General features: G+C 46.0%; 13 protein-coding genes, 1 tRNA gene and 1 pseudogene. 10 read left to right on the top strand and 5 right to left on the bottom strand.

What is annotated here, in order from left to right:
• From K7R10_RS05700 to K7R10_RS05660, 9 genes and pseudogenes are all read left to right on the top strand, one after another.
• A pseudogene (locus tag K7R10_RS05700) lies at positions 1 to 579 on the top strand (hypothetical protein); the annotation flags it as partial.
• A gap of 21 nt (positions 580 to 600) precedes the next feature.
• Positions 601 to 2,838 (top strand): Ig-like domain-containing protein, encoded by a 2,238-nt coding sequence (locus K7R10_RS05695; protein ID WP_224483723.1) that lies wholly within the window; start codon positions 601 to 603, stop codon positions 2,836 to 2,838.
• Between the two features lie 4 nt (positions 2,839 to 2,842).
• Positions 2,843 to 3,808 (top strand): PorP/SprF family type IX secretion system membrane protein, encoded by a 966-nt coding sequence (locus K7R10_RS05690; protein ID WP_224483722.1) that lies wholly within the window; start codon positions 2,843 to 2,845, stop codon positions 3,806 to 3,808.
• 120 nt (positions 3,809 to 3,928) lie between these two features.
• Positions 3,929 to 4,459: an isopentenyl-diphosphate Delta-isomerase gene (gene idi / locus K7R10_RS05685; protein WP_224483721.1), complete on the top strand. Its 531-nt coding sequence runs from the start codon at positions 3,929 to 3,931 to the stop codon at positions 4,457 to 4,459.
• On the top strand, positions 4,456 to 4,866 hold the full coding sequence (locus K7R10_RS05680; RefSeq protein WP_224483720.1) for a 6-pyruvoyl trahydropterin synthase family protein: 411 nt from the start codon (positions 4,456 to 4,458) through the stop codon (positions 4,864 to 4,866). The genes idi and K7R10_RS05680 overlap by 4 nt, the downstream gene beginning before the upstream one ends.
• Positions 4,866 to 5,318, top strand: a complete 453-nt coding sequence (locus tag K7R10_RS05675) for a peroxiredoxin (RefSeq protein WP_224483719.1) — start codon at positions 4,866 to 4,868, stop codon at positions 5,316 to 5,318. The genes K7R10_RS05680 and K7R10_RS05675 overlap by 1 nt, the downstream gene beginning before the upstream one ends.
• Positions 5,315 to 6,286, top strand: a complete 972-nt coding sequence (locus K7R10_RS05670; RefSeq protein WP_224483718.1) for a type I phosphomannose isomerase catalytic subunit — start codon at positions 5,315 to 5,317, stop codon at positions 6,284 to 6,286. The genes K7R10_RS05675 and K7R10_RS05670 overlap by 4 nt, the downstream gene beginning before the upstream one ends.
• Positions 6,287 to 6,321: 35 nt before the next feature.
• The gene (locus tag K7R10_RS05665; protein WP_224483717.1) at positions 6,322 to 6,588 is read left to right on the top strand and encodes a hypothetical protein; all 267 of its coding nucleotides are present in this window, start codon (positions 6,322 to 6,324) and stop codon (positions 6,586 to 6,588) included.
• 65 nt (positions 6,589 to 6,653) lie between these two features.
• Positions 6,654 to 6,727: transfer RNA gene (locus K7R10_RS05660), tRNA-Thr, on the top strand.
• 332 nt (positions 6,728 to 7,059) lie between these two features.
• Here the strand turns inward: K7R10_RS05660 and yidD are convergent.
• From yidD to folE, 3 genes are read right to left on the bottom strand one after another with little or no spacing between them, the layout of a single operon-like run.
• Complete coding sequence (yidD, locus tag K7R10_RS05655; RefSeq protein WP_224483716.1) at positions 7,060 to 7,287, bottom strand: membrane protein insertion efficiency factor YidD; 228 nt, start codon at positions 7,285 to 7,287, stop codon at positions 7,060 to 7,062.
• An 11-nt stretch (positions 7,288 to 7,298) separates the two neighbouring features.
• Positions 7,299 to 8,780, bottom strand: a complete 1,482-nt coding sequence (gene cysS / locus K7R10_RS05650; protein ID WP_224483715.1) for a cysteine--tRNA ligase — start codon at positions 8,778 to 8,780, stop codon at positions 7,299 to 7,301.
• A gap of 35 nt (positions 8,781 to 8,815) precedes the next feature.
• The gene (folE, locus tag K7R10_RS05645; RefSeq protein WP_224483714.1) at positions 8,816 to 9,496 is read right to left on the bottom strand and encodes a GTP cyclohydrolase I FolE; all 681 of its coding nucleotides are present in this window, start codon (positions 9,494 to 9,496) and stop codon (positions 8,816 to 8,818) included.
• 183 nt (positions 9,497 to 9,679) lie between these two features.
• On the opposite strand from folE, the gene K7R10_RS05640 reads away from it, so the two are divergent.
• The gene (locus K7R10_RS05640) at positions 9,680 to 11,038 is read left to right on the top strand and encodes a T9SS type B sorting domain-containing protein (protein WP_224483713.1); all 1,359 of its coding nucleotides are present in this window, start codon (positions 9,680 to 9,682) and stop codon (positions 11,036 to 11,038) included.
• 18 nt (positions 11,039 to 11,056) lie between these two features.
• Here K7R10_RS05640 and K7R10_RS05635 read toward each other — a convergent pair whose 3' ends face one another.
• Positions 11,057 to 12,580, bottom strand: a complete 1,524-nt coding sequence (locus tag K7R10_RS05635) for an OmpP1/FadL family transporter (RefSeq protein WP_224483712.1) — start codon at positions 12,578 to 12,580, stop codon at positions 11,057 to 11,059.
• Between the two features lie 48 nt (positions 12,581 to 12,628).
• Positions 12,629 to 13,846 carry a hypothetical protein gene (locus K7R10_RS05630; RefSeq protein WP_224483711.1) on the bottom strand — a complete coding sequence of 406 codons (1,218 nt, stop codon included), beginning with the start codon at positions 13,844 to 13,846 and terminating at the stop codon, positions 12,629 to 12,631.
• Between the last annotated feature and the right edge of the window lie 89 nt (positions 13,847 to 13,935).

The raw sequence follows: 13,935 nt of genomic DNA, 5'->3' as shown, positions 1-13,935 counted from the left end.
GTAGACTTCAGCACAATCTTAGCGGCTGCAGACAATCAGGCACTGACCCTTGAGGCAGGAAACATTCTAACCCTGGAAGACGGTGGTACGGTGAATCTGACGCCATTTTTAGACAATACAGACAACCAGACCACGAACGAAATATTTATCTCCGATGGAACTGATGCCGATGCCAACGGTGAGCCGGAGACAGTACCTCTTGATGTGGATGGTGATGGAACAGGCGAGAGTAACCTTCAGGAAGCCTTGGTCGATATGACTAAGGTGACCGCCAAAGCCGGACGAATCTTTTATCCTCCATCCATAGCTATCAATGCTGCTACACTAGGATTTCCAGCTCAACCCATTGATATTTATCAGATGTATGTAGACGAGTTTAGTAATCCAGCAGAAAGAAGTCCAGGGGCTCCTGCCCTTCCGGTTTATGGCCCAAATGAACTGTATTATTACGTGACTAAATACGATACCACGGTTTTCGATAATGTTAGTATAACTGCCGACGGTAAATTAAATTACGAGGTGATCTCAACTCCCCGCGATTACAATGCGATCATCAACGTGGTATTCATGGTAAAATAACCCCCTTCATCCTGAACTGAATTGCAAACCCTAAACAAACATATCACCCTGCTGTTGACCCTTGGCTTCCTGGCCTGGGGTTCAATGCTTCAGGCGCAATTCATACTGGAAGCTCCCAGCGATAGGGACGAGTCCAATTACCGCTGGTATGAGGCGACCGATCCGGGTACGGTACTGGGAACCGATTCCACCTACCCGGTGAATGTGCCCGGGGTATACTTCGCTGTATACGACGGTACTCTCTGCGGGAAGAATGCCACAAGTTACTTCATAGTGACGTATTGCGGCAATCCCGATGACCAGGTAACCCTCGATATCTCCGGCAGCGTTCCTTCGGGGGCAACTGTAAGCTGGGATCCTGCTGTGAGCGGAGACCCTGAAAGGCCTACCGTAACCGCGCAATTCGGACAAAGCAATATTATTACCTATACGCCTTATGTGACCAAGCTGGGGAACACTAAAAAACTTCCATCGTTTACGGTGATCTGTCTGCAGGGACCTTTCACCCTGGTTGATGATATGGTCGTTACCGATGAAGATGTGGCGCTGGACATCAATATGCTGGATAATGATAGTGATATCCCCGGTGTAGGGGTGATCTCTGTGACGGACCCTGTCAACGGAACCGCCACGGTAAATACCAACGGTACCCCTTCAGACCCAAGCGATGATACGATTACTTACACTCCTGATCCTGACTTTAGTGGTACCGATACTTTTACTTATGAATTGACAGTGATCAATTCAGACGGCACCCCACTCACCGACCAGGCGACCATTACGGTAACAGTGAATAACGTGAATGATGTGCCGGTGGCAGAAAACGATGAATTTACCGTGCTGGAAGACAGTGGTCCCGGGCCCGCCAACCAAATCGATGTAAGGGTTAACGATGATATCGGCCCCGACGGTGGCGATGGCGATGACTTTATCCTTTCAACAGCTCCAAATAACGGAGAGGTGACCGAAGTGAGTGACGGGATTTTTGAATACATACCGAATCCGAACTTTAATGGAATCGATAGTTTCGTCTACACCATCATAGATGCGGATGGAACGACAGATTTCGCAGTGGTGAACGTGAATGTGACTCCGGTTAATGACGCACCGATCGCTAATGACGATGTAGCCAACACCGGAGAAACAGTTCCGGTGACAATTAACGTGCTTGTGAACGATACTGATATCGACGGAGATGTTCTTACAGTTATTGCAACCACGAGCCCATCGAACGGAACGCTCAGTATTAACGCCGACGGAACGATTACCTATACGCCTGATGACTGGTTCAGCGGTACCGATACCTTTACTTATACCATTTCTGATGGAAACGGTGGAGAAGATACGGCCACAGTCACCATCACCGTTAACGAATCTGATGTGGCAGTAGACGACATGATCACTACCGATGAAGATACCGATGTGATCATTGCCATACTCGACAACGACCTTATTCCTGATAATGCCACCTTTGTGATCGATGATATCACTATCCCGATCAATGGTATTTTCACCCTCAATGCCGATAATACCCTGACTTTCACTCCTGAACCGGATTTTAACGGGGTGAATCAGTTTGAATACACTATTACCCTGACCTATGCAGACGGCACGGTGGTTACAGATACGGCAATAGTAACGGTGGAAGTGCTGCCTGTTCAGGATGCAAATCCTGACTATGTGGAACTGCCTTCCTCAGGAAATACAGTCGATATCGTGATCGATGTGCTTGAAAATGATTCTTTCTCTGATGGTACGGTCGTAACTGTTACCGATGTCTCAGAGCCATCGTATGGTACAGTTACGCTCAACCCGGATGGAACTATTACCTATACATCCGGAAGTACTGAAACCGTGAACGATACTTTTACCTACACGGTTACCATCGTGCATTCAGATGGTAGTACACATACCGAAACAGCTATTATCGATGTATTAACCAATGTGGTGCAAGAGATCATTCTGGAAGTTCATCAGCTTGTTACTCCGAATGGTGACGGACAAAACGATCATTTACAGATCTATGGTATTGAGAACTATCCAAACAATACAGTCAGGATATTCAACCGATGGGGAGTTCAGGTTTTTGAAGCCCAGGGTTACGATAACCAGAACGTGGCATTCAGGGGATATTCTGAAGGAAGAATGACCATTGGAAAAGACAACAAACTTCCTTCGGGAACCTATTACTATACCATAGAGTTTTCAGAAAATGGAATAGGAAGAAGCAAAGCAGGATATTTCTATATCAATAATTGATAGCATGCAGAGAAGCAAAAAACATATACAAATAATTCTTGGAGTAATTCTGGGGTTAATCGCCTTTTCAGGATTCGCCCAGCAGGATGCACAATATACCCAGTATATGTATAATACCCTCAGTATTAATCCGGCCTATGCCGGTAGCCGGGGTATGTTCAGCTTCACCGGTATGTACCGCAATCAATGGCTGGGGCTTGACGGGGCGCCTGAATCACAAACCCTGAATTTTCATACCCCGATTCGCGACAGCAAGGTGGGTATCGGACTCTCTGTTATCAACGATCAGTTGGGTAACGGAGTAAACCAGGAGACTTTCATCGATGCGGCTGTATCATATACTGTTCGTACCGGCTATGAAGGGAAGCTTTCTTTCGGACTTAACGCCGGAGCGAGTCTGCTAAATATCGATTTTACAAAGCTCAACCAGTATGACAATGTTGAATTTACTGAAGAAAGCAATATAGACAACCGTTTTTCTCCGAATATCGGAGCCGGGATCTATTATCATACCCCCAAATTTTATGTAGGTTTTTCAGTTCCTGATATTCTGGAAACCCAGTATTTTCAGGAGTCTGATAACGGGAATACCGATGTCTCATCTTATATCGCTAAAGAACGTGTGAATTACTACCTGATGGGTGGTTATGTGTACGAGATCGATTACCGTTGGATGTTCAAACCGGCTGTTTTAACCAAATTCGTAAGTGGCGCTCCCCTGCAGGTAGATATTTCCGCGAATTTCATGTATGACCAAAAGGTAACCTTTGGTTTAGGGTATCGACTCGATGCTGCCGTGACGGCTCTTTTCGCTTTTCAGATCAATGAATCTCTGGGGCTTGGGCTTGCTTATGACAGGGAGATCACCAGTCTGGGGCAAACCCAGTTCAACAGCGGAACGATCGAGTTCTTTTTACGATACGAACTGTCTCGAAGCTTCAGAAGGGTCACCACTCCCAGGTTTTTTTAAAGATCCCATCCCGAGTATTTATTACTGTTCTGGTTCGGTTTTCTTCATCTCCAGACGCATGCTCTGTCTTTTAAGATTTCCTTGAGCATATTTTCCGACTGAAATATTATTTTTACCCATATGAAAAAGGAAAAAGTAATACTTGTTAACGAGAACGATGAACAGATCGGACTCATGGAAAAAATAGAAGCGCACGAAAAGGCGTTGTTACACCGTGCATTTTCGGTTTTTGTCTTTAACGACAAGGGAGAAACCATGGTGCAGCAAAGAGCTCTGCATAAATATCATTCCCCGGGTCTTTGGACCAATACCTGCTGCAGTCATCAACGCGAAGGAGAAACCAATGTACAGGCCGGTAAGCGCAGACTTATGGAAGAAATGGGGTTTCAGACAGATCTGGAAGATGTGCTTTCATTCATTTACAAAGCCCCATTTGATAACGGTCTGACTGAACATGAGTATGATCATGTGATGGTAGGGCATTATAACGGAGACCCCGATATCAATCCCGATGAAGTTGCAGACTGGAAGTGGATGAGCCTGGAAGACATCAAGAGGGAAATGCAAACGACTCCCGAGAAATATACGGCCTGGTTTAAGATCATCTTCGATAAATTCTATGCTCACATCAGTCAAACGGTCAAAAAATGAAAGTAAAAGTAAGCAGGAAGGCCCATTTTAATGCAGCCCATCGTTTGTATCGTGAAGACTGGCCTTTTGAAAAAAATCAGCAGGTTTTCGGAAAATGCAATAATCCCAATTTTCATGGACATAATTACGAACTGGTAGTCAGTGTAACAGGAGGCATCGATCCCGAAACCGGTTTTGTGATCGATATGAAAGAGCTGAAAGACCTAATAAGAAACGAGGTTGAAGATCATATGGATCATAAGAACCTCAATGTGGAGGTGCCTGAATTTGAAAATACCAATCCGACTGCTGAAAATATTGCCGTGGTCATATGGCAACGCCTCAGACCTCATATAAAAGAGTCCCTCGATCTCGAGGTTGTTCTGTACGAGACTCCCCGTAATTTCGTAACCTATACCGGGGAATAATGGCGTTGAAAAAAGGTGATATTCTGCCCGATTTTGCTCTTCCCGATCAGGAAGGTGTTGATTTCTCTCATACAGACCTGAAAAAGGGATCACCTGTGGTGATCTATTTCTATCCGAAAGATTTTACCCCGGGTTGTACCAAAGAAGCCTGTTCCTTCAGAGACCGCTACCAGGATTTTCAGTCAATGGGAGCAGAAGTGATAGGTGTTAGCAGTGATAGTGTATCCAGGCATCAGCGGTTCAGGGAAAAATTCTCACTTCCTTTCAGGCTCCTTTCAGATAAGGACGGAAGCCTTCGGAAAAAATTTGGGATAAAAGACCAATTATTCGGACTTTTGCCAGGTCGTGAAACCTTCGTTTTCGACAGAGATCACCGACTCGCACACCGCTTTAACAGCATGCAGTCGAGTCCGCATATCACGCAAGCCTTAAAAGTTCTGGAAAGATTATGAGTGAATTATACCCATTAAAGTTCAATCCCATTATAAAAGATTATCTCTGGGGAGGAAATAAGTTAAAAGAAGTATTACATAAGAAATACGAATCTGATACCGCTGCAGAAAGCTGGGAATTGTCAGGAGTAGACGGAAACGTCTCTGTGGTAGCCGAGGGAAAGCTGAGCGGAAAGACTCTCAGGGAACTGATCGCTGAATACGGAGCAGATTTGCTGGGAAAGACGGTATATGATCGTTTTGGAGATGAGTTTCCTGTGCTTATCAAGTTCATCGATGCGCAGAAGGATCTCTCGGTACAGCTGCATCCTGATGATGAACTGGCCAGGAAAAGACATAATTCTTTCGGTAAGACAGAAATGTGGTATATCATGGAAGCCGAACCGGGGTCTGAGCTGATCGTAGGATTCAACAGGGCCACCGATCCTGAAGAATATCAGGAAGCTCTGGACAAAGGTGAATTGCTTTCATTGCTTAATAAGGAGCAGGTGAGCGAAGGTGATACTTATTTTATCAAGGCAGGGAAGGTGCACGCGATTGGTGCAGGGATACTACTGGCAGAAATTCAGCAGACATCCAATATCACTTACAGGCTTTATGATTATGACCGTACCGATAAAGACGGGAACACCCGGGAGCTTCATACCGAACTGGCGAAAGAGGCCATCGATTACTCAGCGCGGGATGATCACAAGGTAGATTATCATAAGCAATACAATACTTCGAACAAGATGGTGGAGTCTCCGTACTTCACTACCAATTTTCTGAACATATCGGCAACCTTCGTCAAGCAGTTGGTTAACCGGGACTCTTTCACTGTTTATATGTGTGTAGACGGAAAAACACAAGTGAGTTCCGGTGACTTTCAAACCACTCTGCAAAAAGGTGAAACCCTGCTGGTTCCTTCAGTTATTAAGGAAATAAATTTCAGTGCGCGTCAGGCAAAATTATTAGAGGTTTATCTTTAAAATTAGCTTAATTTAGCACTCTTAAATTAAAGCAAATGGCAAGTATCAGAGACCTTAAAAAGGACATAAATTTCGTTTTGGGAGATATCATAGAAGCTGTATATCTCTGGGAAGTGAATAATGATAAAAAGAATTCAGAAAAGGGCGATCAGATCATAGATGAGACGATTGAAACTTTTGATGAGCTTATCGCAAAGGTGAACAAGAAAGATGTGGAGAATCGCAAGCAGCACCTAAGGGAGGTTAGCCAGGAACTGGAGACACGAGCAGTCGCGCTGGTGGAGAAGGTAAATGCGCTGTAAATTTTTTAGTGATCAGTTGCGCGGTTTCCCGCTCCATTTTATATTTGCAGCCTGAAAAGTAGAGCGCCGGCATAGCTCAGCTGGCTAGAGCAGCTGATTTGTAATCAGCAGGTCGTGGGTTCGAGTCCCTCTGCCGGCTCAAGTTTTAAAACCGTCTGAAATGAAATTTTCAGGCGGTTTCTTTTTTCCGAGGGGTCGATATGTAAGTTATATAGTGGCAGAGGGATGAGAAGCCTGCCCTGAACCTTTGCCAAATATAGTGATGGGTGAAGGGAGTCCCTCTGCCGGCTCAAGTTTCTTTTTTTTAACTCTCAGTATCATCTCTCAAAGAGTTGTGCTTGAAAGCAGCATCGGAATTCTTATGGTTCGGTCAAAAACTAATGACAATTATTCGTGATGTTCCCTGAAACGAATCAAGCCATTCTACAGGTTTTTTTGAAGATGTTTTGTGAAGAGGGTAGACAGGAGCCGTCAGGGAACCGGATCATAGCCTGAACCACCCCAGGGGTGACAACTGGCAATACGTTTGATCGCCAGCCATCCTCCCTTAATGATCCCGTGTTTTTTCAAGGCTTCAACAGTATATTGGGAACAGGTGGGAGAGTATCTGCATGCTGCCGGGGTCAGAGGGGAGATTGCCACCTGATAAACCCTTACCAGGAACACGAAAGGTGCGATAAGGATTTTTTTGAGATTCATGTGGTTTGATCTTACAGAACTGAAAAAGTAGTTCCTTCCTTCCCGTCTTTAAGTTGAATGCCTAAAGCAGCCAGCTCGTCTCTTATTTTGTCTGAGGTCGCAAAATCTTTGTTTGCACGAGCCTCGGCACGCAGGTCGATAAGTAATTCAACAACGCCTCCTAATTTATCGGTACCTTGCCTGTCTGTCTCAGTTTCGTCTAAAAGCCCGAGTACATCGAACACAAAAGATTGCATGGTGTCATTCAGTATTTCAAGAGACTCTTTTGAAATGCTGGCCTTTTTCTCGTTCAGGAGGTTGATCTGCTTCACGGCATCGAATAGCTTGGCTATTAGAATAGGGCTGTTGAAGTCGTCATTCATGGCGTCATAGCATTCCTGCCGCCATGCCTGCACGTCGAAATCCCCTTGCTTTCCGGGATCGATGGTTTTCAACAGCTTTATAGCTTCCATCAGCCGCTTAAATCCTTTTTCACTGGCCGAGAGTGCCTCGTCACTGAAGTCTAAGATGCTTCGATAGTGTGCCTGAAGCATAAAGAACCGGGTGACCGAGGGGGAGTAAGGCTTACTGAGTTTGTCGTTGTTTCCTGAGAATATCTCGTTAGGGAGAATGTTGTTGCCGGTAGATTTAGCCATCTTTTTACCATTCAGGGTAAGCATATTGGCATGCATCCAGTAATTAACCGGAGATTCTCCTTTGGCTGCTTCATTCTGGGCGATCTCACATTCGTGATGAGGGAATTTCAGATCCATCCCGCCGCCGTGAATGTCAAAATGTTCTCCGAGGTATTTGGTGCTCATCGCAGTACACTCCAGGTGCCAACCCGGAAATCCGTCGCTCCATGGCGAAGGCCATCTCATGATGTGCTGGGGTTCGGCTTTTTTCCAGAGCGCAAAATCCTGCGGATTTTTCTTGTCTGATTGTCCGGCCGTCTCCCGGGTATTGTGAATCATGTCTTCGATATTGCGACCGCTTAATTTTCCGTAGTGATTCGATTCGTTGAATTTCAGTACATCAAAATAAACCGAACCATTCACCTCATAGGCGAAGCCTTTATCAAGAATCTCATTGATGATCTCGATCTGCTCGATGATATGTCCGGTTGCGGTAGGCTCAATACTGGGTGGAAGATTGTTGAATTTATCGAGGGTGTTATGGAAATCTACGGTATACCTCTGTACCACTTCCATGGGTTCGATTTGTTCCAGTCTTGCCTTTTTGGCGATTCGGTCTTCACCTTCATCGGCATCGTTCTCCAGGTGTCCTGCGTCTGTAATATTTCTAACGTAACGCACCTTGAAGCCAAGGTGTTTCAGGTAGCGAAAAACAAGGTCAAAAGAAATGAAGGTACGGCAGTTTCCCATGTGAACGTTGCTGTAAACGGTAGGGCCACAGACATACATGCCGATGTGTCCTTCGTTAATGGGTGTAAAAATTTCCTTTTCTCCGCTCAGGGAATTATAGATTTTTAACTGCTGTTCTTTATAAAGCATTGGGGATTTTTCTTATTAGACCTTTTTGTAAGTGCTTAAAATTCGGTGTCGAGGTTGATATAATCAAGGAATTCCCTTCTCACGCCGGGCTCCTTGAACTTGCCTCCGAATTCAGCGGTTACCGTGCTGCTTTCGATATCTCTGATTCCACGGGAATTGACGCATAAATGCTTGGCATCTACCACGCAGGCAACATCTTTAGTGCCCAGAACTTCCTGTAGCTCCTGAACGATCTGCATGGTCATTCTTTCCTGTACTTGCGGACGTTTTGCGTAGTAATCAACGATACGATTCATTTTTGAAAGGCCCACCACGGTTCCGTTAGAGATATACGCAACATGAGCTCTTCCTACGATGGGGAGCAGGTGGTGTTCACAGGTTGAATAAACGGTGATGTTCTTTTCAACCAGCATTTCACCGTATTTGTATTTGTTGCTGAAGGTCGATGCTTTGGGTTTACGCTCAGGGTGCAGCCCTGCAAAGATTTCTTTGACGAACATTTTTGCGACCCTTCGGGGGGTCCCTCGGAGACTGTCATCAGTGAGGTCCAGGCCAAGCGTTTCCATAATGCCGTAAACCTGATGCTCGATCTGCTCTATCTTTTCATCGTCGCTTATATCAAAAGCATCTTTACGCATGGGAGTTTCGGCTGAAGACCCTACGTGGTCATTACCGATCTCCTCAAACTGCTCTTCAAGTCTTTTATCTATTTTCATGCATAAAATTGTTTTTTTTTATGCTTAACATCTATATTGCATAGGCTATAGGTGCTATAACGGATAGAATGCAGCATAAAAAAATTGATTGCAAAGATAAGTATTTATCACCTTTCGGCGTTACTCTCATACTAAGATGCAATTTTTTTGCATTAAATTAACTATAAACCCGGCTAAAGACCTATGAAGAAATACCTGCGGTCGCTTTTCATACTTTTCGTATCGTTTCAGGGGGTGTTGATGGCTCAGTCTGTTTCTCCTGATTGTGCGATGTCTGTGGCGGTATGTAAAGATATTATCTCCAGCGGCGTGACCTCAGGGCCGGGAGTCGATGATTTTAATGGTGCTGCCCAAAGCGGTTGTCTTCTGCAGGGGATCAATCAAAGTATCGAATCCAATTCCGTCTGGTTTCGCTTCAGAACGGTGGCTGCCGGTGAGCTGGGGTTCAATATCATTCCGAATAATTCAGGGGAAGATCTGGATTTTGCTGTGTACGGGCCTAATCCCGATTGTAATAATCTTCAGGATCCCGTAGGTGCAGACGGGACACTTTCAAATTGCGGGATATCGAATTTTGCCATTGATTTTTCTCCCAATAATAACGGGTTGACCGGGGTTGGGGTAAATCCGCAGACCGGCACCCAAACGGTAACTTATACTCCGTACATGGATGTGGAAGCGGGAGAGGAGTATCTTATTTTAGTAAATAACTATACCGCTGAATCAGAGGGTTTCCGCCTGGAATTCACGGGAGCGGTAGTTGACGGGGAGCAGCAGGCACTGGATTGTTCCATTGTGCCGGATCTGCTGGAAGATGTGGCAGGGCAGAGTTTTTGCGAAGGCGAGGTGTTTGAGCTTGATGGTGCCTACGAAATGGCGGCAACCTACAGGTGGTATGTTGATTCCACGCCGGAAGACGGGGTAGATAATTTTGTACTGATCCCGGGAGAGAACCAGGCTGTTTATGGGGCGACAGCCACAGGGATATACCGGGTTGAGGCGATAACAGCTTCAGGCTTCGCCGAATATGATGAAACCCTGGTGACTTTTGAGCCTTCCAACCAGCCTACTATACTTGATGTGACGGTAGAAGACCTTTCAGATAATAATATTGTTCAGGTAGATGTTGCAAATCCTGAGGAGTATACTTTCCAGCTAAATGATGGTCCTGTAACTGATACAGGAAGATTCGAGGGAGTTCCGGTGGGGCTCAATACCGTTGCCATCACTCATGTAAGCGGATGCGGTTCTGAGACCATTGAGGTGACCGTTGCCGGTTTTCCTAAATTTTTCACCCCAAATGGTGATGGGATTAATGATCTGTGGAATGTGGTAGGTCTGGAAGATCTGGACGATGCCCGTATCTTTATTTTCGACCGTTTCGGAAAGTTGCTCAAGCAGATCTCGGCAAGTGGGAATGGCTGGGACGGCACCTACAACGGTCGCAGCTTGCCTTCTTCAGATTACTGGTTCCGGCTGGAATATACCGATAGTCAAAGCAGGCCGCAGGTTGTAAAAAGTAATTTTTCCCTGAAGCGATAAATCGCTAAGCTGAATTCATTAAAAAAGGGTGTAGTTAAAGGTGAACAACAGGTTATTGGTTGATCGCTGAATGTTCGATGTGTCGGTCAATCCTACATCATAAAGAGGAATGTTGAATTCTCTCTCGGTATGACCGTAGCCCATGTCGATACGGGTTCTTCCGAAATTTAGTCCGATACCTGCTGAATACCCTTCAAGGTCACCAACCGTAAATCCGTCTTTATAAGGGCTTTGTTCAAAGCGATATCCTGCTCTCAGACTGACAATGCGTTCAAACCGCACCTCTCCTCCGAGTTTGAAGGTGGAAACCGCCTGGAACTGATTTCTGATATCCTGGTTTTCCCTGGCGAAGAAGGGATCGTTCAGAGGTTGAAGTTCGGCGTTCGACATGTCCTGGTAGGTATAGTCAAAACTGATCAGACCCACCTCGCCAAATACCAGCGCAAGACTTCCGGTATATTTTGAAGGAAGCTGAATTTCATAATCAGGAAACCTGAAAATAGCAGCCGGGTAAATCGACACCTGTTCACCGGCTCCTGAACCGGTGTTGAGTCTCGTGAAAACCCCTTGCTCAAGTTCATCATAGAGTCTGTACCATGTAGGGGACCGGTAACTAAGACCGAATCGAAGCATCTGGTTTATCTTCCCTATCATACCGAAATCAAAAGAAAATCCGGTTCCGTAAGTGTAGAGATAATTATCGAAAGCGGCGAACTGTAAAAAGGAAGTGGGGGTATAGCCATCTTCTTCAAATTCTTTGAAAATTCTGCGTTCTACTGTGTGAAAGTTCAGTGAAGTTCCGAAATAGAGGTTTTGTCCGTATTGAGTACCCAGGTTAACGGTGAACTTGTTATCATATCCGCTCTGACTTACGAATTGTAAGTGACTGTAATCATCTATGGTGCTCCCGTTAGATATGTAAGAGGTGCTTCCGGCACTTTCCGGATCGATGATGAACGATTCATATCCGAGAAAGCCTTGCTGCGCATCATATCCCAGATCTCTCCCAATGTTTATATAGGCGTCGGTATAGCTTTCACCCGACAGCCTTCCGATCTGGTCTGTGGTAAAGCCTTCAGCATAGGCAGTAAAATAATCAGCTATTGAATTTGAAGAGTTTCCGTCAACGAGATATTGGTTGTCGAAATGATTCTGAAGTTCATAATTAAATCCGAGGGTAACCTTGCGCCATACCGAATTGGCTTGTGTATTGCGAAAAACGATCACCGATCCCAGCTGATTGAGTTCGAATTGATCAAGGCCGAGAGTGTTGGCGCTGTTTCCATAGCGGGTGTCATTCTCTACATTGTAATTTCCTCCGGTGATCGCAAAACTGGTATTGTTAAATACGGCCGATGAAGCCGGGTTATTGTTCAATGCCGACAGGTCACCTCCCAGAGCGCCAAATGCTCCACTCATACCCTGGTAGCGGGCTGTCCCCGCTAAATTATCCAATCCAAGTGAAAGAACATCTGATTTGGTTTGAGCTGATACGGTAATTACGGTAGCTATTATGGACAAAAAAGGCAATACGATTCTCATGTCAGGTTAGTTAAGGTTAATTAAAAAAACAATGATAGTGAGGAGATTTTAACGGCCTCCGCCTCGTCTGCTGCTTCCGCCACCGCCACGACCGCCACGACCGGAACTGCCGCTGCTTCCACGGCTGCTTCCGCCTGATGACCTTCCGTAAGAAGACCCGCCGCGACTGCTTCCTGAAGACCTGCTGTAAGACGAACCTCTTGACCCGGAAGATGAGCGTCCGTAAGAGTTACCTCTGCTTGGAGCGCTTCCCCGGTTATAAGATCCGCTGTTAGAACGGTTGTAAGAACGGCTTTGAATACCGCTTCTGGAAGAGCTGTATCCTGAGTTCCTGCGATAGCCTCTGGAGTCAACACCGATACCCGCGCGATTCGAATATCCACTTCTGCTATAGGTTCTTCTGTTGGAATTTCTGTCTCCGTAAGCTTTTCTTCCATAGGCAGCACGTCTGGAATAGTCGCTGTTTTGAGAAGATCTTACGATACGATCCCTGTTCGAGATAGCTGCAGTAGCCCGTGCGTAGTATCCTCTTCGGGAATTGGCATAAGGGTAACGGTTACCCCAGTATAACGGGTCGTTATAGTAGTACCCGGGTATCCCATAGCCTGGGTAGTATCCCCAGCCCGGAGCCCAGATGCCTCCAAAGCCTACGGCCCAGCCCGGGTAACCCCAGCCGCCATACCAGCCCCAGTTAGGACCGTAAAAACTGTTCCAGCCGATACCCCAGCCCCAGCCTGGACCCCAGCCCCAACCAGGACCCCATCCGGCGCCCCAGCCCCAGCCGGCACCCCAGCCCCAAGCGGGACCCCAGCCCCAGCCCGGACCCCATCCGGCGCCCCAGCCGGTATTAACGATGTTGATATCAATATAATCCGGATCATCGCCCCAGGGAGCGTTTCCGGTTTGAAAATCGATGGCTGCATAGTCGGTGGCCACAGCAGTACTGTCTTGCACGTCGCTGCTGCTATAGCTGTCGATATCTGTAAACACCTGATTTTGCTCTGCCTGCTCGATCATCTTGTCAAGCATCTGTGCCTTATAATCGAAGTAACCTTCGAAATCTGTCACGACAGAGGTGGTGTCTGCAGATTGTTGTCTTTGCTGTTCGGGAGAGCGGTCGTCGTAATACACGAAGTCGTCTGCATATATGCTGTCGGCATTGAGAGTAGAGGCTTCCTGGTAACTTCCGCAGGAAACAACGAGACCACCCGACAAAAGTATTGCCAGGGTTCTTATAATATTTTCAGGCTGGAATCTAAACTGCATCACATCAAAAATTAATTGTTGGACATTACAAAAATAGTTAGTTTTGCCCAACTGTTTTTCAACTTCAATTAGCACAAGATTTGTGCCAA

This window comes from Robertkochia aurantiaca, assembly GCF_020166495.1.
GTDB classification, from domain to species: Bacteria; Bacteroidota; Bacteroidia; order Flavobacteriales; family Flavobacteriaceae; genus Robertkochia; species Robertkochia aurantiaca.
Note: the sequence above shows the minus strand (reverse complement) of the source record. Positions and strands in the feature narration are given on the sequence as shown.

What these genes read in the sequence shown, in the direction of transcription:
- K7R10_RS05690 (WP_224483722.1), top strand. Translation starts at nt 2,843, where the DNA reads ATGCAGAGAAGCAAAAAACATATACAAATAATTCTTGGAGTAATTCTG.
- idi (WP_224483721.1), top strand. Translation starts at nt 3,929, where the DNA reads ATGAAAAAGGAAAAAGTAATACTTGTTAACGAGAACGATGAACAGATC.
- K7R10_RS05680 (WP_224483720.1), top strand. Translation starts at nt 4,456, where the DNA reads ATGAAAGTAAAAGTAAGCAGGAAGGCCCATTTTAATGCAGCCCATCGT.
- K7R10_RS05675 (WP_224483719.1), top strand. Translation starts at nt 4,866, where the DNA reads ATGGCGTTGAAAAAAGGTGATATTCTGCCCGATTTTGCTCTTCCCGAT.
- K7R10_RS05670 (WP_224483718.1), top strand. Translation starts at nt 5,315, where the DNA reads ATGAGTGAATTATACCCATTAAAGTTCAATCCCATTATAAAAGATTAT.
- K7R10_RS05665 (WP_224483717.1), top strand. Translation starts at nt 6,322, where the DNA reads ATGGCAAGTATCAGAGACCTTAAAAAGGACATAAATTTCGTTTTGGGA.
- yidD (WP_224483716.1), bottom strand. Translation starts at nt 7,287, where the DNA reads ATGAATCTCAAAAAAATCCTTATCGCACCTTTCGTGTTCCTGGTAAGG.
- cysS (WP_224483715.1), bottom strand. Translation starts at nt 8,780, where the DNA reads ATGCTTTATAAAGAACAGCAGTTAAAAATCTATAATTCCCTGAGCGGA.
- folE (WP_224483714.1), bottom strand. Translation starts at nt 9,496, where the DNA reads ATGAAAATAGATAAAAGACTTGAAGAGCAGTTTGAGGAGATCGGTAAT.
- K7R10_RS05640 (WP_224483713.1), top strand. Translation starts at nt 9,680, where the DNA reads ATGAAGAAATACCTGCGGTCGCTTTTCATACTTTTCGTATCGTTTCAG.
- K7R10_RS05635 (WP_224483712.1), bottom strand. Translation starts at nt 12,580, where the DNA reads ATGAGAATCGTATTGCCTTTTTTGTCCATAATAGCTACCGTAATTACC.
- K7R10_RS05630 (WP_224483711.1), bottom strand. Translation starts at nt 13,846, where the DNA reads ATGCAGTTTAGATTCCAGCCTGAAAATATTATAAGAACCCTGGCAATA.